Source organism: Streptomyces sp. yr375 (assembly GCF_900110755.1).
Lineage (GTDB): Bacteria > Actinomycetota > Actinomycetes > Streptomycetales > Streptomycetaceae > Streptomyces.
In genome coordinates, this window is sequence record NZ_FOFF01000040.1 from 36047 (window position 1) to 54588 (window position 18542).

General features: G+C 71.6%; 13 protein-coding genes, 2 tRNA genes and 1 pseudogene. 6 read left to right on the top strand and 10 right to left on the bottom strand.

The window, feature by feature from the left end; all coding sequences use genetic code 11:
* Positions 1 to 76: 76 nt before the first annotated feature.
* Positions 77 to 1717, bottom strand: coding sequence for a protein kinase domain-containing protein (locus BMZ82_RS29605; RefSeq protein ID WP_093780471.1), 1641 nt, complete (start codon positions 1715 to 1717; stop codon positions 77 to 79).
* A 359-nt stretch (positions 1718 to 2076) separates the two neighbouring features.
* Between BMZ82_RS29605 and BMZ82_RS29610 the strand changes: the two genes are divergently transcribed.
* Entirely contained in the window at positions 2077 to 3675 is a 1599-nt protein-coding gene (locus BMZ82_RS29610) for a protein kinase domain-containing protein (RefSeq protein WP_371271322.1), read from the top strand.
* A gap of 98 nt (positions 3676 to 3773) precedes the next feature.
* Here BMZ82_RS29610 and BMZ82_RS42830 read toward each other — a convergent pair.
* Positions 3774 to 4879: pseudogene (locus BMZ82_RS42830) on the bottom strand (phosphotransferase).
* Between the two features lie 528 nt (positions 4880 to 5407).
* Here BMZ82_RS42830 and pdhA point away from each other — a divergent pair.
* Genes pdhA through BMZ82_RS29630 form a run of 3 tightly spaced genes read left to right on the top strand, consistent with a single transcriptional unit; the run spans position 5408 to position 9060 of the window.
* A complete protein-coding gene (gene pdhA, locus BMZ82_RS29620) occupies positions 5408 to 6604 on the top strand; it encodes a pyruvate dehydrogenase (acetyl-transferring) E1 component subunit alpha (RefSeq protein ID WP_093780473.1) in 1197 nt (398 codons plus the stop codon).
* A gap of 1 nt (position 6605) precedes the next feature.
* On the top strand, positions 6606 to 7607 hold the full coding sequence (locus BMZ82_RS29625) for an alpha-ketoacid dehydrogenase subunit beta (protein WP_093780474.1): 1002 nt from the start codon (positions 6606 to 6608) through the stop codon (positions 7605 to 7607).
* A 10-nt stretch (positions 7608 to 7617) separates the two neighbouring features.
* On the top strand, positions 7618 to 9060 hold the full coding sequence (locus tag BMZ82_RS29630) for a dihydrolipoamide acetyltransferase family protein (RefSeq protein WP_093780475.1): 1443 nt from the start codon (positions 7618 to 7620) through the stop codon (positions 9058 to 9060).
* Between the two features lie 111 nt (positions 9061 to 9171).
* Here BMZ82_RS29630 and BMZ82_RS29635 read toward each other — a convergent pair whose 3' ends face one another.
* From BMZ82_RS29635 to BMZ82_RS29650, 5 genes are all read right to left on the bottom strand, one after another.
* The gene (locus tag BMZ82_RS29635) at positions 9172 to 11559 is read right to left on the bottom strand and encodes a hypothetical protein (RefSeq protein WP_093780476.1); all 2388 of its coding nucleotides are present in this window, start codon (positions 11557 to 11559) and stop codon (positions 9172 to 9174) included.
* Between the two features lie 2 nt (positions 11560 to 11561).
* Positions 11562 to 11633 (bottom strand) — tRNA-Glu (locus tag BMZ82_RS40960).
* 5 nt (positions 11634 to 11638) lie between these two features.
* Positions 11639 to 11711, bottom strand: a tRNA-Arg gene (locus tag BMZ82_RS29640).
* Positions 11712 to 11761: 50 nt separating this feature from the next.
* A complete protein-coding gene (locus tag BMZ82_RS29645; protein WP_093780502.1) occupies positions 11762 to 13009 on the bottom strand; it encodes an MFS transporter in 1248 nt (415 codons plus the stop codon).
* Between the two features lie 62 nt (positions 13010 to 13071).
* On the bottom strand, positions 13072 to 13782 hold the full coding sequence (locus BMZ82_RS29650; RefSeq protein WP_093780501.1) for a GntR family transcriptional regulator: 711 nt from the start codon (positions 13780 to 13782) through the stop codon (positions 13072 to 13074).
* A gap of 279 nt (positions 13783 to 14061) precedes the next feature.
* On the opposite strand from BMZ82_RS29650, the gene BMZ82_RS29655 reads away from it, so the two are divergent.
* The gene (locus BMZ82_RS29655; protein ID WP_093780477.1) at positions 14062 to 14964 is read left to right on the top strand and encodes a D-alanyl-D-alanine carboxypeptidase family protein; all 903 of its coding nucleotides are present in this window, start codon (positions 14062 to 14064) and stop codon (positions 14962 to 14964) included.
* Positions 14965 to 15082: 118 nt separating this feature from the next.
* Here the strand turns inward: BMZ82_RS29655 and BMZ82_RS29660 are convergent, their stop codons facing one another.
* Positions 15083 to 15907: a maleylpyruvate isomerase family mycothiol-dependent enzyme gene (locus BMZ82_RS29660; protein WP_093780478.1), complete on the bottom strand. Its 825-nt coding sequence runs from the start codon at positions 15905 to 15907 to the stop codon at positions 15083 to 15085.
* Between the two features lie 222 nt (positions 15908 to 16129).
* On the opposite strand from BMZ82_RS29660, the gene BMZ82_RS29665 reads away from it, so the two are divergent.
* A complete protein-coding gene (locus BMZ82_RS29665; RefSeq protein WP_093780479.1) occupies positions 16130 to 16927 on the top strand; it encodes a carbon-nitrogen family hydrolase in 798 nt (265 codons plus the stop codon).
* Positions 16928 to 16998: 71 nt separating this feature from the next.
* On the opposite strand, the gene BMZ82_RS29670 is transcribed toward BMZ82_RS29665, so the two are convergent.
* On the bottom strand, positions 16999 to 17496 hold the full coding sequence (locus tag BMZ82_RS29670; protein ID WP_093780480.1) for an LURP-one-related/scramblase family protein: 498 nt from the start codon (positions 17494 to 17496) through the stop codon (positions 16999 to 17001).
* Positions 17456 to 18499: a helix-turn-helix domain-containing protein gene (locus BMZ82_RS29675; RefSeq protein ID WP_093780481.1), complete on the bottom strand. Its 1044-nt coding sequence runs from the start codon at positions 18497 to 18499 to the stop codon at positions 17456 to 17458. The genes BMZ82_RS29670 and BMZ82_RS29675 overlap by 41 nt, the downstream gene beginning before the upstream one ends.
* Between the last annotated feature and the right edge of the window lie 43 nt (positions 18500 to 18542).

Consider the following 18542-nt stretch of genomic DNA (forward strand, 5'->3'; position numbering starts at 1 on the left):
GGGAAACACACGAAGAAGGGGCCCGGCGTCCGAGACGCCGGGCCCCTTCACATGCTCGGCCCGACCTGTCGCGGCGTCAGGACGGCGGGTTGCCCGAGGAGACCCGGAGCTCGATCTCGGGCATGTCCTCCGGGTCGACGTCCGTCCCGGCGGCGGGGAACTGGTCCATGACCGCCCCCTCGCCGTACGTGTTCTCGTCGATCTTCGTGATCTTCATCTTCCAGCCGGCGGACTGGAAGCACGCCTTGACCGAGTCGATGTACTTGAACTTGAAGTTCGGCACCTGGATCTTGTCGGGGTCGTTGTACGACTCCTGCGGCTCGGAGCACTCCGTCGCGTCGATCGTCTTGGACGGGTCCGGGGCGCGGTAGTCCGCCGCCTTCGTCGCCGACGGCGAGGCGCTGGTCGCACCGGTGCCGCCCTTGGCGTCGTCGCTGCCGCCCTTCGTCGAGAGGGTGATGAGCAGGCCGCCGACCGTCACCACGGCGACGAGGGCCGAGCCGATCAGCACCGCCCTGCTGCCCTTGCGGCTGCCGCCGCCCGAGGACACCGCGGTGGACGGCTGCGGGCTGAGGTTGTACGCGGGCGGGGTGTGCGGCGCCTGCTGGTGGCCGTAGGCCGGAGCGGGCGTCTGGTAGCCGCCCTGCTGCGGGTAGCCGTAGGAGGGGGACGGCGCCGGGGTGCCGTACGGGTTCGGGGTCGGGGCGGGCTGGTAGGGCGTCTGGACGCCCGCCTGGGGTGCCGGGGTGCCCTGGCCGACCGGCGGGAACACCGCGGAGCCGACGCCCGCGCCGCTCGACGTCTGCGCGCCCGGCACGATGCTCGGCGGGGCCGGCTGGAAGGAGGCGGCGACGCGCAGGCACTCGTCGCGCATGGCGACGGCGGTCGGGAACCGCTCGTTCGGGTTCTTCTTCAGCGCGCGGGCGATCAGCGCGTCGACGGCCGGCGGCAGCGCCCGGTTGATCGAGGAGGGCACCACCGGCTCCTCCTGGACATGCGCGTACGCGATCGCAAGCGGTGAATCCGCCTCGAACGGCAGCCGCCCGGTGACGAGCTGGAACAGCATGATGCCGACCGAGTACAGGTCGGAGCGGGCGTCCACGCCACGCCCCAGGGCCTGTTCGGGCGAGAGGTACTGCGGGGTGCCGACGACCATGCCGGTCTGCGTCATCGAGGTGACCCCGGACTGCATCGCCCGCGCGATGCCGAAGTCCATCACCTTGACGACGCCGCGCTTGGTCATCATCACGTTGCCGGGCTTGATGTCGCGGTGGACGAGCCCCATCTCGTGGCTGATCTCCAGCGCCGCCAGCACGTCCGCGGTGATCTTCAGCGCCTTGTCGGCGGGCATCGCGCCCTGCTGCCGTACGTCCTCGTCGAGCACGGAGCCGAGCGGGCGGCCCTCGATGTACTCCATGACGATGTACGGCGTCGTCAGCCCCTCGACGTCGTCCTCGCCCGTGTCGAAGACGGAGACGATGTTGGTGTGCGTGAGCTTGGCCACGGCCTGCGCCTCGCGGCGGAAGCGCTCGCGGAAGGCCTGCTCGCGGCCGAGTTCGGTGTGCAGGGTCTTCACCGCGACCTGACGGTCGAGCACGGCGTCGTAGGCGAGGTGCACCGAGGCCATGCCGCCCTCGCCGAGCAAGTCGCGCAGTTGATAGCGGCCGGCTGCGAGCGCCCGCCCCGCGTACCGGCCCTGCGCGCCGTCCTGGCTCATGTTCTGCGTCCCCCGTAGGCCCTCAGGCGCCGTTGACCTGTCGTTGATCGACAGTGCTATTCCCGGCCAAGTCTGCCGTAGGGCACTGACACGTCAAGCTCGGTGCCCGTTCCGTGACCCTAAGAGAAAGAAGCGTCGCGGAAGCGTTACAGGTGCCGTACCGGCGGTACACAGAATTTGCACGCCGGTACGGAGTACGGGTTTCATGGCCGGTCCCTGTCGGACCGGCGCCCGGGTCCGCGCGGGGCGTCGCTCCGGGGATCGCCCCGGACCGGCGGCTTGCGCGGAGGCTGTAGCGTGGCCGACGGAGACCGTGACAACACCGCGCGCACCGCGGGCAGAAACGACGGCGAGGACTGATGGCACAGCAGCGCGCTCAGGGCCCGTCCGACCCCGAGGCGACTGGCGGCGGTATGTCAGATGCGCCGGAGAACTGGGGCAACGGCGGGCTGGTCGGAGACGGCCGATACCGGCTCACCCACAGACTCGGCCGGGGCGGCATGGCCGAGGTGTTCGCGGCCGAGGACGTACGCCTTGGACGCACCGTCGCGGTCAAGCTGCTGCGCGCGGATCTGGCCGAGGACCCGACGTCCAAGGCCCGCTTCACGCGCGAGGCCCAGTCGGTGGCCGGCCTCAACCACCACGCGATCGTCGCCGTGTACGACTCCGGCGAGGACTTCGTGGGCGGCCAGAGCGTGCCGTACATCATCATGGAGATCGTCGAGGGGCGCACGATCCGCGACCTCCTCCTCAACGCCGAGGCGCCCGGGCCCGAGCAGGCCCTGATCATCGTCTCCGGCGTCCTGGAGGCGCTCGCCTACTCGCACCAGCACGGCATCGTGCACCGCGACATCAAGCCGGCGAACGTGATCATCACGCACAACGGCGCGGTCAAGGTGATGGACTTCGGCATCGCGCGCGCCCTGCACGGCGCGTCCACGACGATGACGCAGACCGGCATGGTCATGGGCACCCCCCAGTACCTCTCCCCGGAGCAGGCGCTCGGCAAGGCCGTCGACCACCGCTCCGACCTGTACGCCACGGGCTGCCTGCTGTACGAACTCCTCGCGCTGCGGCCCCCGTTCACCGGCGAGACGCCGCTGTCGGTGGTCTACCAGCATGTGCAGGACATCCCCATGCCGCCGTCGCAGCAGACGTCCGGCGGGGAGTGCCCGCCGGAACTCGACGGCCTCGTCATGCGTTCCCTGGCCAAGGACCCGGACGACCGGTTCCAGACGGCGGAGGAGATGCGCGGCCTCATCCAGTACGGGCTGCAGATGCTGTACGACCAGGGCGGCCACACCGGCACCTGGAACACCGGGCCGGTCGGCCCGCACGACGGCCGCTCCACGCCCGCCGGCGGCTTCGCCGGCGGTCTCGCCGGCACGACCATGCTGCCGCACGGCGGCGACGGCTCCAGCACGTCGCAGATCCCGCAGCCGATCCTGCCCACCGGCTACGGCGGCGGTGACGACGGCGGTTTCGAGGGCCACGGCAACCGCGGCAGCGGCCGCGGCAAGCTGTGGATCCTCGCCGTCCTCGCGGTGATCGCCGTCGCCGCGGGCGTCGCGCTCGCGCTGAACACCAAGGGCGCGGGCACCGGCGACGACACCAAGACGACGCAGTCGCCGACCGCCTCGCCGTCCGCGGCGGGCGAGACCCCCAGCAAGACGCCGTCGGAAGATCCGACCGAGACGTCCACGGACGGCAGCTCGGACGACAACAGCGGTTCGAACTCCGGGTCGAGCTGGACGCCGTCGTACACGCCGTCGTACACGCCGTCGGACACCCCCTCCGCGTCGATCACCTCCGGGCCGTCGGACGCGTCGACGGACACCCAGCCGCCGGCCGAGCCGACCGAGACGGAGAGCGACCCGAGCACCCCGTCCTCCGACAACCCGACCAGCGGGACGGACCAGGGCAACACCGGCATCGGCGGCACCGGCATCGGCAACTGACCGACCGGCGTACGCCCCTCTTCGGTATCGCTTCGACCACGCGCGCGTGGGCCTGTTGACAAGGCTCTACGCGCGCGTGGTCGTGTGTGCGGTCCGGCTCAGTCCGTGAACGCGCCGCACACCGCGTCGTACTGCTGGGTCCACCACACGGCGAGGGCCGAGGCGGCCGGGAACTGAGGGTCCGCGCGGGTGTCGCCGCGCTCGTAGTGCCAGCGCAGCATCCAGAAGTCGTTGAGGCGCTCCCACCACACGCGGTGCACGGCCGCCGCGAGTTCGGCGGGGCCGGCCCCGGCCGCGCGCCGGTACGCGCGCGCGTACCCCCGCGCTTTGGGCAGGTCGAGGGTGCCGTCGGGCCGTACGAAGAAGATCGCGGCGGCGCGGACGGCCTCCTCCGCGCGGGGCTGCACGCCGAGCCGGTCCCAGTCGACGATGGCGGCGGGGGCGTCGCCGCGGTAGAGCAGGTTGAAGGGGTGGAAGTCGCCGTGCACCCAGCCGATCGGGCCGGTGTGCGGGGGCGCCGGTCCGCGTGCCGTTCCAGCAGGGTGCGCCGCTCCAGGAGGCGGTGGCGGGCGAGGTCGTCGAAGGAGTCGGCGGGGCGGTGGCGGCGCACGCGCGCGAGGAGGTCGTCGATCAGCGCGAAGGTGTCGGCGGGGTCGGGGCTCGGAGCGGGGTGCCCGGCGGGAGCGGGGTGCTCGGGCGGGGTGGTGCGCTCCGGTGCGTGCGCCGGGAGTGCGGGCTGTTCGCGCCCCGGAGCCGCGTGCGCCGCGCCCGTCGGGGGCGGCTGCTCGCCGGGGGCTCGCATCACGTGTTCCAGGCTGGCGTGCACGACCCCCAGCAGTGCTCCCAGGCGGCCGCACTGGCCGGGGGTGAGCTGGGCGCCGTGGCGGTGGCGGCCGTCGATCCACGGGTGGAGGGCGTAGGCGTGGCCGCCGACGACGGCGACCGTGCGTCCGTCGCGGCCGGGGAGCGGGGGCGCGACCGGGACGCCCAGGTCGGCGAGGCGCTCGGTGGCCCGGTGCTGGCGGGCGATGGCGGCGGGGTCGGCGGTGTCCGGGTCGAAGTGGTGCTTGAGGAAGTAGCGCCCTCGGGTGGTGCGCAGCCGGTAACCGCGGTTCAGCAGCCCCTCGTCGACGGGCTCGCAGGCGAGCGCGGTGCCGGCGGCGTACCGGCGGAGCAGAGCGCCCAAAGGGGGCGCGTGGGGCACGGAGGGTGGTACACAGGGGCGCGGCACGCGCCCGATGCTAGGGCACGATTTAGGGCTGTGAGCTGGGCGTTGTCGCAGAAAGTCACCAAAGGTCAACAGGTGTCACAGGTGGTCGCTTCAGGTCGTTTCGCGGGTGGGTGCGGTCGCGCAGCCGCCCTTCGGGTACGCCCGCGACCGGCGGCACTCGCATCCGAAAACTCTTCCCGTGGCCTGGTCGGCCGGGATAACGTGCCGTTGCTCCGGCCTCCTGCAAGGCTGTGACCAGGCTCTCTTCCGACTTTGCCGATTTACTTGGAAATCCAAGCAAAAACGCAGGTCAGGAGGGGTTTCACAGAAATGTGGAGCACTGGGTAACGTGATGACTGCAGGGCGCTTGCCGGGGCACCTGTCACGCCTGTCCGACCCAGTGACACCCACCCCGTGCACGGGCGTCGGCACAGGTGAGCCGCTCCCCCAGGCCCTCAAAAGGGCTGAGGGGAACCCCAGTCACCCGGCAACCCCGGGGGCCGGACCGACGGAGGAGCACACGTGACCGTGGAGAGCACTGCCGCGCGCAAGCCGCGACGCAGCGCCGGAGACAAGGCCGGCGCCACCGGCACCGCGCGCACCACCCGCACCACCGCGAAGAGTGCCGAGCCCGAGCTCGTGCAGTTGTTGACGCCGGAGGGCAAGCGGGTCAAGAACAGCAGGAACGCGGAGTACGCCAAGTACGCCGCCGACGTCACCCCCGAAGACCTCCGCGGCCTCTACCGCGACATGGTGCTCACCCGCCGCTTCGACGCCGAGGCCACCGCCCTGCAACGGCAGGGCGAGCTGGGCCTGTGGGCCTCGCTGCTCGGCCAGGAGGCCGCCCAGATCGGCTCCGGCCGGGCCCTGCGCGACGACGACTACGTCTTCCCGACCTACCGCGAGCACGGCGTCGCCTGGTGCCGCGGGGTCGACCCGGCCAACCTGCTCGGCATGTTCCGGGGGGTGAACAACGGCGGCTGGGACCCCAACAGCAACAACTTCCACCTCTACACGATCGTCATCGGCTCCCAGACGCTGCACGCGACGGGCTACGCGATGGGCGTCGCCAAGGACGGCGCGGACAGCGCGGTGATCGCCTACTTCGGCGACGGCGCCAGCAGCCAGGGCGACGTGGCCGAGTCCTTCACCTTCTCCGCGGTCTACAACGCGCCCGTCGTGTTCTTCTGCCAGAACAACCAGTGGGCGATCTCCGAGCCCACCGAGAAGCAGACCCGGGTGCCGCTCTACCAGCGCGCGCAGGGCTACGGCTTCCCCGGCGTCCGCGTCGACGGCAACGACGTCCTGGCCTGCCTCGCGGTCACCAAGTGGGCGCTGGAGCGGGCCCGCAACGGCGAGGGCCCCACCCTCGTCGAGGCGTACACGTACCGCATGGGCGCCCACACCACCTCCGACGACCCGACGAAGTACCGGGCCGACGAGGAGCGCGAGGCGTGGGAGGCGAAGGACCCGATCCTGCGCCTTCGCCGCCACCTGGAGGCCTCAAACCACACGGACGAGGGATTCTTCGCGGAACTCGAGGCGGAGAGCGAGGCGTTGGGCAGGCGAGTGCGCGAAGCGGTCCGCGCCATGCCGGACCCGGACCACTTCGCCATCTTCGAGAACGTGTACGCGGACGGGCATGCGCTCGTCGACGAGGAGCGGGCCCAGTTCGCCGCCTACCAGGCGTCGTTCGTGGACGAAGACGGGGGTAAGTGAGATGGCCGAGACCGCGACAACCGCGACCAGCAAGAACCTGGCCCTGGCCAAGGCGATCAACGAATCGCTGCGCCGCGCCCTGGACGCCGACCCCAAGGTCCTGATCATGGGCGAGGACGTCGGCAAGCTCGGCGGCGTCTTCCGGGTGACGGACGGCCTGCAGAAGGACTTCGGCGACAGCCGCGTCATCGACACCCCGCTCGCCGAGTCCGGCATCGTCGGCACCGCGATCGGGCTGGCCCTGCGCGGCTACCGCCCGGTGGTGGAGATCCAGTTCGACGGCTTCGTCTTCCCGGCCTACGACCAGATCGTCACGCAGCTCGCGAAGATGCACGCCCGCTCGCTCGGCAAGGTCAAGCTCCCGGTCGTCGTACGCATCCCGTACGGCGGCGGCATCGGCGCGGTCGAGCACCACTCGGAGTCGCCGGAAGCGCTCTTCGCGCATGTGTCGGGCCTGAAGATCGTCTCGCCGTCGAACCCGTCCGACGCGTACTGGATGATGCAGCAGGCCATCCAGAGCGACGACCCGGTGATCTTCTTCGAGCCGAAGCGGCGTTACTGGGACAAGGGCGAGGTCGACACCGAGGCGATCCCCGGCCCCCTGCACAAGGCCCGGGTCGTCCGCGAGGGCACCGATCTGACCCTGGTCGCCTACGGTCCGATGGTGAAGCTCTGCCAGGAGGTCGCCGCCGCGGCCGCCGAGGAGGGCAAGAACCTGGAGGTCCTGGACCTGCGTTCGGTGTCCCCGCTGGACTTCGACTCGATCCAGGCGTCGGTGGAGAAGACCCGCCGCCTGGTCGTCGTGCACGAGGCGCCGGTGTTCTTCGGCTCGGGCGCGGAGATCGCCGCCCGGATCACCGAGCGCTGTTTCTACCACCTGGAGGCACCCGTCCTGCGGGTCGGCGGCTATCACGCGCCGTACCCGCCGGCGCGCCTGGAGGAGGAGTACCTGCCTGGCCTGGACCGGGTGCTCGACGCCGTCGACCGTGCCCTGGCGTACTGAGGAGAGGGTCGTGACGACGATGACGGAAGCGTCCGTACGCGAGTTCAAGATGCCCGACGTGGGCGAGGGGCTCACCGAGGCGGAGATCCTCAAGTGGTACGTCCAGCCCGGTGACACGGTGACGGACGGCCAGGTGGTGTGCGAGGTCGAGACGGCCAAGGCCGCCGTCGAACTGCCCATCCCCTACGACGGGGTGGTCCACGCGCTGCACTTCCCCGAGGGCGCCACGGTCGACGTGGGCACGTCGATCATCGCGGTGGACGTGGCGGGCGGCGCGGGCGGGCCGGGGGCCGCCCCGGTCGCCGAGGTGCCCGCGCAGGCGCCGGCCGCCCCCGAGAAGAAGGCCGAGCCGGTGAAGCCGGAGGCGGCGAAGCCGGTGGGCGCGGGCCGTCAGCCGGTCCTCGTCGGGTACGGCGTGGCCGCGTCCTCCACCAAGCGCCGGGCGCGCAGGGGCCCGGAGATCACGCTCCCGCAGGTCCCGGACACCATCCGCACCGACCTGAACGGCCATGGGACCGCGCCCGCCGTGAAGGACCGCCCCCTGGCCAAGCCGCCGGTGCGCAAGCTGGCCAAGGATCTCGGCGTCGACCTCACCACGGTGGTCCCGTCCGGCCCGGACGGCGTCATCACCCGCGAGGACGTCCACGCGGCGGTGACCCCGGCGGCTCCGGTGACGCAGACTCCGGTCGCGCCGGCTCCCGTGTCCGTACCCGCGGCGGCGCCCGTGGCGTCGTACGACTTGGTCGGTGAGGTCCGGGAGACCCGGGTGCCGGTCAAGGGGGTGCGCAAGGCGACGGCGGCGGCGATGGTCGGCTCGGCGTTCACCGCGCCGCATGTCACGGAGTTCGTGACGTTCGACGTGACGCGCACGCTGAAGCTCGTCGAGGAGCTCAAGCAGGACAAGGACATGCAGGGCCTGCGGGTCAACCCGCTGCTCCTGATCGCCAAGGCCCTGCTGGTCGCGATCAAGCGCAACCCGGAGATCAACGCGTCCTGGGACGAGGCGGCGCAGGAGATCGTGGTCAAGCACTACGTCAACCTGGGCATCGCGGCCGCGACCCCCCGGGGTCTCCTCGTCCCGAACATCAAGGACGCGCACGCCAAGACGCTGCCGCAGTTGGCGCAGTCGCTGGGCGAGCTGGTTTCGACGGCGCGCGACGGCAAGACCTCGCCCGCCGCGATGCAGGGCGGCACGGTGACCATCACCAACGTCGGCGTCTTCGGCGTCGACACCGGCACGCCGATCCTGAACCCCGGCGAGTCCGCGATCCTCGCGGTCGGCGCGATCAAGCTCCAGCCGTGGGTCCACAAGGGCAAGGTGAAGCCCCGTCAGGTGACGACGCTGGCGCTGAGCTTCGACCACCGCCTGGTGGACGGGGAGCTGGGCTCGAAGGTGCTGGCGGATATGGCGGCGATCCTGGAACAGCCGAAGAAGCTGATCACCTGGGGTTAACGGTCGGTTGGAAGGGGCCGCACCCCCGAGTGGGGCCGCGCACCCCCCCCGCGCGGGGAGCGCGGCCCCCTTCCGGACCGATGACCGGTAACCGGCGGCCAGCGGGAGGCTTCAGGCGGTTGCCGCGGCCGGTTCCGCTCGTAGCCAGTGGTCGTCCGTCGTCCAGCCGGTGAGGAGTCGGCCGGTGCCCTCGTCCGGGCGGCCGCCGTCGGCGACCTGGTGGAGTCCGGTCAGGGCGGGGATCAGGCGGGCTGCCACGTGGGCGGGGTGGCGGGTGAGTTCCTCGGGCAGCCAGGCCAGGGTGCGGGCCCGCTCGGCGGGGGTGCACAGGGACAGGTGGAACAGCAGGTGCCGCCAGGCGTAGGCCACGTCCTTGATCGTGCTCAGCGGGCGCGGGTTTGCGTGCAGGCGGGTGGTCAGCCGGCACACGGTGACGAAGCAGCGGCGGGCCAGTTCCGCCCAGCCCGCGGCCGGGGCGATGCCGACGCGGTGGACCAGCGTGGCCAGGTTGTGCGTGGTGAGGATCTGCGCCTGCTCGATCACCGTGCCGTTCGCGGCGGGTGACCCGTAGCCGTGCCCCCACCGGGACGCGGCGGTGCCGGCCCGCTCGGCGCACAGCTTCGCGAACCCGGGCGAGGTTCGGGCTCCGTACGACCGCGCCAGGGCCTCGCCGGTCTCGACGATCGCCAGGTTGCGGACGGCCCGGTAGTCGATGCCGTAGTAGCGCTCGTAGAGGGAGCCGCCGCCCAGGAGTTCGGCCGCGATCCGGGCCGCGACGAGGAACTTCGGGGTGAACGTGCCCATGAAGATGTCCGCGGCCAGCTCCTCGACCATGGGCGCGCCCAGCTCGGCCTGGCGGGCCAGGACGGACAGTTCGCGGATCAGGGGGTTGGGCAGGAGGGTGCCGGGGAAGGCCTGCACGGCCAGTTCGCCCAGGTGGCGCAGCGCGAGCGCCGACACCTCGCCGGCCTCACCTGCCTCGCCCGCCGCGCCGGTGATCCGCTGTCCGGCCACGGCCCGTACCCACGGCAGTTCCTCCGCCCGTACCTGGCGCTGGAGGTTGAGCAGGAGCAGCGAACGGCGGCCGGCGAACGCCCGGTGGTGGGCTGCCGCCAGTGTGCGCAGGGCCGGGTCGGGGTAGGCCTGCGCGGTGGTGACGGCGACGAGTTGCGGTACGAGTTCGGCCAGCACCTCCGCCGAGGGCACGACCCCGCGCTCCACCAGCGTGCCGAGGGGCGCGCTCAGCGCGGCCTCGACGGGGCGGCGGACCCCGGCCGGGACCGCCGCGCCCACGGGCAGCCCGGTGACCAGGGCTTCGTCCTCGCTCACCGGGGCGAGCAGCGGGGCGATCTCGGCCACGCCGGTGTCCTGCTCGAGTCCGGTCAGTCGGCCCAGCACCAGTTGGGCCAGCGCGTGGTGCGAGGGCAGCGCGGCCTGGGCGGCCTGCTCGCGGCGCAGCGCCTGAAGTTCCGCCGAGCCGGGCAGCCCGCGTCGCCGCACCATGGACGCGACGGCGTGCCGCAGCAGTCCGAGCCTGCGCGCGTCCAACTCCCGCCCGGCGACGGTCTCCTCCAGTGCTCCGCGCAGGATCGCGAGGTTCTCCTTCGGCTTGCGGTGCTTGGTGCAGAGGGTGTGACGGCGGGCCAGGTCGCGGTAGCGGAGCAGCAGTTCGGCACTGCGCTCGTGCCAGGCAGGGTCGGGGACGCGCGTCCACACCAGGGCCGATCGCTCCGGCAGTTCACCGCCGCCGGTCTTGTCGGGGGCCTCGTCGATTGTCTGGTCGGCGGTCTTCAGCCAGTGGGCGAGGAGTTCGTCGCCGAAGGGCTGCCAGACGGCCAGGGCCTCCCGCTGTGTCTCCACGGCCTGGTTGACGCGTCGTCGTACGAGGGTGTCGCCGGCCTCGGCGACGGTTCGCCGGTGCACCGCGTCGGCGTCGGGCGCCGGGTGGGTCGTCGGGCGCGGCGCGAACCGCAGTCGCCCCGCGAACGGCGCGAGTTCCTCGACGAGCGCGAGCGCCGCGTCCGTCTCGCCGGCCCGGGCCAGCCAGGCCACGGTGAGCAGGGCGGCCTCCTCGGGGACGGTGACCTCGTACCGTCCGCTGTCGAGGAGGTCGTAGAGCTGCGCGAGCCCGGCCTCGGACAGCCAGTGCGCGAACAGCGCCCGTCGGTCCTGCGGTACTCCGGCGCGGCGCGCGGCCTCGGTCTCGTACGCCGTCAGGGGGCCGCCGGCGCTCGGTTCGCCGGTGGCGAAGCCGCCGCGGAGCACCTCGGGGGTGACCCACGCGGGCAGTCCCTTGACGGGGGTGCGGGAGCCGATGGCGAGCAGCCCGTTCGCCATGCCGGCCAGCACGGACCGCCAGGCATGCTGCCGTTGCGCGGCCCGGTGGCGGGTGTCGGGGTCGTCGTGGGTGAGCGCGGTCCGGAGCGCCGCGGCCAGTTGGCCGGAGGCGTAGCCCGGGTTCGCCTGGGCGGGATGCTGCTGGTCAGTGTCGTCGTTCATAGCCGGCATGGCGGGTGCTGCCCCCGCGCCCTCCGGGTGGAGAGCCCGGTGCTCTGCTGCTGAGCTGCACGCCGATGAGCCGACGTGGCAGGTTCCGCCCCTGCGCCCTCCGGATCCGAAGTCCGGCGCTCTGGCTACTGAGCTACACGTCGATGTGAGGTGACGCTAGACGCCGAACGGGTGACCGTACAACCGGGTTTCGTTACGCCGGTACGTGCACCGTTTCCACCCGGCTCGCCACCAGCCGCTCGCGTTCGCGGCGGGCCGCCCGCTTGCGCAGGCGCAGGATCTGGCTGACGCCGAGCGCCTGGAGGACGAAGACGCAGGAGAAGGCGATCGTGTAGTCGTCGCCGGTGGCGTCGAGCAGGACGCCGACCGCGAAGAGCGTCGTCATGGACGCCACGAAACCGCCCATGTTGGTGATTCCGGAGGCGGTGCCTTGACGCTCGGGCGGGTTGGCGGGGCGGGCGAAGTCGAAGCCGAGCATGGAGGCGGGGCCGCACGCGCCCAGCACGGCGCAGAGCGTCACGAGCAGCCACATCGGTGCCGGCTCGCCGGGGTAGGCCAGCGTGGCCGCCCACATCAGGGCCGTCGCGCCCACCGTGCCGAGGGCCAGCGGCAGCCGCGCCCCGTGGTGGCGGGCGACGATCTGGCCGTAGACCAGGCCCACGACCATGTTGGACAGCACCACCAGGGTGAGAAGCTCGCCGGCCGTCGCCCGCGACAGGCCCTGGGCCTGCACCAGGAACGGCAGGCCCCACAGGAGCAGGAACACCATCGCCGGGAACTGGGTGGTGAAGTGCACCCACAGGCCCAGCCGGGTCCCCGGCTCGCGCCAGGACGCGGCGATCTGACGGCGGACGTATGCCGCGCCCTGGTGCGGGAACGGCGCGGGCTCGTGACCCTCGGGGTGGTCCTTCAGGAAGAGCAGGACGAGGACCAGGACCACCGCTCCGGCCACCGCGCTGCCCGCGAAGGCGGCCGTCCAGCCGACGCTGTGCAGCAGGCGGGCCAGGACGAGCGTCGAGATCAGGTTGCCCGCCATGCCGGCCAGGCCCGCCATCTGGGCGACCATCGGCCCGCGCCGCGCCGGGAACCACTTGGTGCCCAGCCGCAGCACGCTGATGAACGTCATCGCGTCGCCGCAGCCGAGCAGCGCGCGGGAGGCGAGGGCGGTGCCGTAGGACGGGGAGAAGGCGAAGCCGAGCTGGCCGGCCGTGAACAGCACGATGCCGATGGTCAGCACCTTCTTGGTGCCGAGCCGGTCGACCAGCAGGCCCACCGGTATCTGCATGCCCGCGTAGACCAGGAGCTGGAGGATCGAGAAGGTGGACAGGGCCGAGGCGTTCACCTGGAAGCGGGCGGCGGCGTCGAGGCCGGCCACCCCCAGCGACGTACGGAAGATGACCGCGACGAAGTAGACCGAGACGCCGATCCCCCAGACGGCCATCGCGCGCCGGCCGCCCGGCGGGTCACCCGGAAGGGTGGAGTTCACGCGGCGCGAGCCGGCGCTCATCGGACCTCACCGCGCGCCAGGTGCGAGAACCAGCCGACGTGCCGGTGCACGATCTCGACGGCCGCCTCCGCGTCGCCGGAGCGCAGCGCGTGGAGGATCTCCTCGTGCTCGGTGAGCGTCTTGGCGATCCGGTCGGGGTGGGAGTGCATGACGGCGACGCCCATCCGCAGTTGCCGGTCGCGGAGTTGGTCGTACAGCCGGGACAGGATCGCGTTGCCGCCGCTGCGGACGATCTCCGCGTGGAAGCAGCGGTCCGTCACCGCGGCCGCCGCCAGATCGCCGGCCGCCGCCTGCTCCTTCTGCTGTGCGAGCAGTTCCTCCAGGCGGGCGATGAGACCGGGGGGCGCGGGGACGGCCTTGCGCGCCGCGTGCTCCTCGACCAGCAGGCGGGTCTCCACGACGTCCGCGATCTCCTGAGCGGAGACCGGCAGGACCATGGCGCCCTTCTTCGGGTAGAGCTTGATCAGCCCCTCCACCTCCAGGCGCAGCAGCGCCTCCCGTACCGGTGTGCGCGAGACCCCCACGGCCTCGGCGAGTTCCCCCTCGGTGAGGAGGGTGCCGCCCTCGTAGCGGCGGTCCAGGACGCCCTGTTTGACGTGGGCGTACACGCGGTCGGCGGCGGGCGGCTGCTTGACGGGGGCGGGGGCCGGCGAGGGGGTGGCGGTGGGGGCGGCGGTAGCGGGGGCGGGCGGGGCGGACGATGGCATGTCCACAGGATAGATACAACGCGTACGCATCGGGGGGCGGGTCCATATTTCGGGACCGTCGGACGTGGTGCGCGAGGCCGGTGGCGGTGTCGTGCGGGGCCGGTGACTGGGGCAGATGCCAGCGGCAGGTAAGGGCATTCCCAAGTAATCGGAAATTCGGTCCAGCAAGCGCACAACTTTCTGTGCTACTTACGTGTCACACACGTGCGGCCCCTTTTTTCTTTCCCCCTCCAACTCGGCCGCATCGCAGGGGCATTCGACGTAATCGGGGTATTTCAGTTGATAACCGCCACCAAGGGCATTCGAGTCCGCAGGGCCGCATCCGTCGCCGTCACCGTCGGCGCAGTGCTCGCGACCGGAGCCCTCACCGCGGCACCCGCACAAGCCGTCACGACGCCCACGATCGCCGCCAAGACCGGCTACGTGATGAACAACGCGAACGGTGCCGCCCTGTACAACAAGGGCATGGACACCAAGCTGTCCACCGGTTCCACCACCAAGGTCATGACGGCGAACGTGGTGCTGTCGCAGGCCAACCTCAACCTTGACGCCAAGGTCACCATCGTGAAGGCGTACAGCGACTACATCGTCAAGAACAACGCGTCGTCCGCCCGGCTGATCGTCGGCGACAAGGTCACCGTGCGTCAGCTTCTCTACGGGCTGATGCTGCCGTCCGGCTGTGACGCCGCGTTCGCCCTGGCCGACAAGTTCGGCACGGGCACGACGCAGGCCGCGCGCGTGAAGAGCTTCATCGCCAAGATGAACGCCAAGGCCAAGACGCTCGGCATGACGAACACCAAGTTCGACTCGTTCGACGGCATCGGCAACGGCGCGAACTACTCGACGGCCAAGGACCTGACGAAGCTCGCCAGCAACTCGCTGAAGAGCGCCAACTTCCGGGCGATCGTCAAGACGAAGTCGTACACCGCCAAGACCATCACCAAGACCGGTTCCATCCGCACCATGGGTGCCTGGACCAACACCAACACGCTGCTGAGCAGCTACAGCGGCGCCATCGGCGTGAAGACGGGCTCCGGCCCGGAGGCGAAGTACTGCCTCGTCTTCGCCGCCACCCGCGGCACCAAGACCGTCGTGGGCACGGTGCTGGCCTCCACCAACGCGACGGTGCGCTCCGCCGACGCGACGAAGCTGCTGAACTACGGCTTCGCCAAGCTCGGCTGACGTTCGAAGCTCGGCTGACGTTCGCGCGTCAACCTGTAGTACCTGAGTGCCTGTAGTACCTGTAGTACCTGTAGTGCCTGAGGAACGGGCCCGTCGTGATCCACACGACGGGCCCGTTCTACTTGGTGACCGCGAAGTTGCGCAGGATCGCCGCCGTCAGCTCCGGTTCGCCCTCCGCCTTCACGCGGTCCGCGACCGCCTCCGCCGTCACCCGGCCGCAGGCCAGCCGGACGTACGTCTCCCAGTCGAGGGCGAAGGCGGCGGCGGGGCCGAGCGCGGGGGCCGTCTCCAGGGTGCCGCGGCCGGCCATGTCGACGCGGATCGTGCGCAGGAACTCGATCGGGCCGTGCACGTCGAAGACGACCGCGGAGCTGCGCGGGGCGTCGGCCTTCTCGGCGACGACCGCCGGGAGCTCGGCGAGCAGCTCGTCACGGGCGATGTGCGCGCCGGGGGAGTCGAGGTTGCCGGGGCGGCCGAGGGCGGCGCGCAGGTCCTGCTCGTGCACCCACACGTTGAACGCGTGCAGGCGCATGGACTCCTCGAGCGTGAGCGTGGTGCTGAGCGGACCGCGCACCATCGCGGTGGGCTGCCGCGACTCGTTGCGCAGTTGGCGGTTGCGGCGGATGACCGTGTACTCCAGCTCGGACGTCATCTCCGGCGACGTGTGGTGACGGCGGACGTCGACCTGCATCTCCATGTAGCGCTGGAGGTCGTTGGTGACGTGGAACAGGTCGCGCGGGAGGGAGTGGATGGGCCGCGGGTCGCCGTACATCTCGCAGTCCAGCCCGATGACGTGCGACACGACGTCGCGCACCGACCAGCCCGGGCAGGGCGTCCTGCGGTTCCAGTCCGCCTCGACCAGGGGCTGCACGAGCTCGGATATCGCTTCGATGGAGTGGGTCCAGGCGTCGGCGTAGGGCTGGAGGGTGGGATGCAGACTCACGGAAACGGGACCCCTCGGCGGTCGGTACTTCGGGTGGGCTGTGGCGGCGTTGCCAGCGGGAGGTGGCTGCTGTCGGCGGGTGTCTTGGAACGTCCCCAGTTCTCGGCTGCGCTCGAGGCTGGGGGGAACCCCAAGCTACGCTGCTGTGAGGCACCCCGGCAGTGCTTTCGTGTGACGATCGTAGGCCTGTGTGGACGACTCGAATGCCAGGACGGTGGTAGTGTGCGCGCCTCTGTGATCCAGATCGCCGTAGAAGACAGCGAATCGGTCGAATCGCGGCGGGTGCGGGTCGCCGCGCTGGTACGGGAACAGGCCGGTGCCGCCGACCTGGTGGTGCTGCCGGAGCTGTGGACGACCGGGGCGTTCGCCTACGAGCTGTTCGGCAGCGAGGCCGAGCCCCTGGAGGGGCCGACGTACGAGGCGATGGCCAAGGCCGCGAGCGACGCGGGCGTGTGGCTGCACGCGGGCTCGATCCCGGAACGGGACCCACGGGGCGCTCTCTACAACACGTCTCTCGTCTTCTCCCCCTCCGGTGAGCTGGTCGCCTCCTACCGCAAGATCCATCGCTTCGGCTTCGACAAGGGCGAGGCCGTGCTGATGGGCGCGGGCCAGGAACTGGTGACGGCCCGTCTCCCCGAGACCACCGTCGGCTTCGCCACCTGTTACGACCTCCGTTTCCCCGAGCTGTTCCGCGGTCTCGTCGACGCCGGCGCCGAGACCTTCGTGATCCCCGCAGGCTGGCCGGAGCGCCGCCGGGCGCACTGGACGCTGCTGGCTCAGGCGCGGGCGGTCGAGAACCAGGCGTTCGTGCTCGCATGTGGAACGGCCGGGACGCACGCCGGAGTTCCGCAGGCGGGTCACTCGATCGTGGTAGATCCGTGGGGCGAGGTGCTGGCGGAGGCGGGGTCGGGCGAGGAGATCCTGACGGTCGAGTTCGACCCGTCCCGCGTCGCCACGACCCGCGAGCAGTTCCCGGCCCTCAAGGACCGGATGCTGGGCCTGCACGCCCCGATCCGCTAGCGCCGGCTCTCCGGCCCCTCCTGAGCCCTTATCAGCCCTGCCCAGCCCTTGTCAGTCCTGCTCGGTCCCGCTCAGTCGTCCTCCCGTTCCTTGTCGGCGAGGTGGATGACGCAGACGGCCACCGCGATCAGCAGCGCCGGGTCGGCGTCCTCGCGGACGACGTCGACGCCGTAGGTCTCCCGTACGTGCAGTCGGCGCCGGGAGATGACGGCGAGCAGTTCGCCGTCGTACTCGACCGCGAACTCCCGGTCGAGGATCTTGCCGCTGACGTCGAGTTCGGTACGGCCGTCCGCCAGGGCCACCCGGTAGTGGTTGCGCAGCAGGGAGAGCCGTTTGCGGCGGATCGTCGCGAGCGGCTCACCGGACCGTTCGATCACCATCGTGTCCCGCAGGGCGAACATCTTCTGGCGGATGTCGATCAGAACCCGCCCCTGGGCGTCCTTCAGCTCGAACGTGTCCCGCAGCCGCATCGCCTTGCCGTCGACGAGGTACACCCTGGAGCCCCGGTCGTCCTCGATCCAGTAGTCGTCACCGAAGCCGAGGAGCCGGTCGCGCACGAGGAATCTCATGTCCTAGCGGTTCCCCGGACGCCGGTCCGAAACGCCGCCGGTAGGCCGATGGGCTGAGCCCGGTCTCGCGCCGCACGCGCGCGCGTAGGTTGGCGGCGGTCCCCAGCCCGCTCCTGGCCGCCACCACGTCGAGCCGCTCCTCGCCGCGCTCGATCAGCCGGCAGGCGAGCGCCACCCGCTCCCCCGTGAGCCACGCGAGCGGGGTCGTGCCGAGCTGGGCCCGGAACCGCCGGTGCAGCGTGGCGGGGGAGACGGCCGCGCGGGCCGCCAGCGCCGCCACCGTCAGCGGCTCCCCCAGCCGCGCCCGGGCCCAGGCCAGCAGGGGCGCCAGGGACTCGTCGGGCACGTCCGGCAGCGGGCGCTCCACGAACTGCCGCTGTCCGCCGTCCCGGTGAGCGGCGAACACCAGCCGGCGGGACACCGCGTTGGCGATCTCCGCGCCGTGGTCGCGCCGTACGACGTACAGGCCGAGGTCGAGCGCGGCGGCGCTGCCCGCGGCGGTCAGGATGCCGCCCTCGTCGAGGAAGAGGACGTCCGGTTCGAGCCGCACCTTCGGGTGCAGCCTGTGGAAGTGGTCGGCCCACATCCAGTGCGTGGTGGCCCGGCGGCCGTCGAGCAGACCGGCCTCGGCGAGCGCGAAGGTGCCGGTGCAGAAGCTCATGACGCGTGCCCCGCGCGCGTGGGTGCGCCGGATGGCGTCCAGGACGGCCTCGCCGCGCGGTACGACGACGTCGGGGCGGCCCGGTACGACGAGGGTGTCCGCCGTGTCCACGGCGTCCAGGCCGCGCATGCCGGTCAGGGTGAAGAAGCCGTGGTTCATGCGCACCTCGCGCGCGGGCGCGCACAGGACGACCTCGTACAGCGGCCCGGGCAGCCCGAGTTCGGGCCGGGGCAGGCCGAACAGCTCGGTGGCGACACCGACCTCGAAGGGGTTGGTGCCCTCGTCGACGATCACGGCGACCCGGTGCGGCGGCCCGCCGCGCTGCGAGGAATCTTGCGGCATGTGCGATTCCTAGCACTCGTACGGCCGCGCGGCCCACCCCACG

What these genes read in the sequence shown, in the direction of transcription:
- BMZ82_RS29605 (WP_093780471.1), bottom strand. Translation starts at nt 1,717, where the DNA reads ATGAGCCAGGACGGCGCGCAGGGCCGGTACGCGGGGCGGGCGCTCGCA.
- BMZ82_RS29610 (WP_371271322.1), top strand. Translation starts at nt 2,077, where the DNA reads ATGGCACAGCAGCGCGCTCAGGGCCCGTCCGACCCCGAGGCGACTGGC.
- BMZ82_RS29625 (WP_093780474.1), top strand. Translation starts at nt 6,606, where the DNA reads ATGGCCGAGACCGCGACAACCGCGACCAGCAAGAACCTGGCCCTGGCC.
- BMZ82_RS29635 (WP_093780476.1), bottom strand. Translation starts at nt 11,559, where the DNA reads ATGAACGACGACACTGACCAGCAGCATCCCGCCCAGGCGAACCCGGGC.
- BMZ82_RS29645 (WP_093780502.1), bottom strand. Translation starts at nt 13,009, where the DNA reads ATGGCCGTCTGGGGGATCGGCGTCTCGGTCTACTTCGTCGCGGTCATC.
- BMZ82_RS29650 (WP_093780501.1), bottom strand. Translation starts at nt 13,782, where the DNA reads ATGCCATCGTCCGCCCCGCCCGCCCCCGCTACCGCCGCCCCCACCGCC.
- BMZ82_RS29670 (WP_093780480.1), bottom strand. Translation starts at nt 17,496, where the DNA reads ATGAGATTCCTCGTGCGCGACCGGCTCCTCGGCTTCGGTGACGACTAC.
- BMZ82_RS29675 (WP_093780481.1), bottom strand. Translation starts at nt 18,499, where the DNA reads ATGCCGCAAGATTCCTCGCAGCGCGGCGGGCCGCCGCACCGGGTCGCC.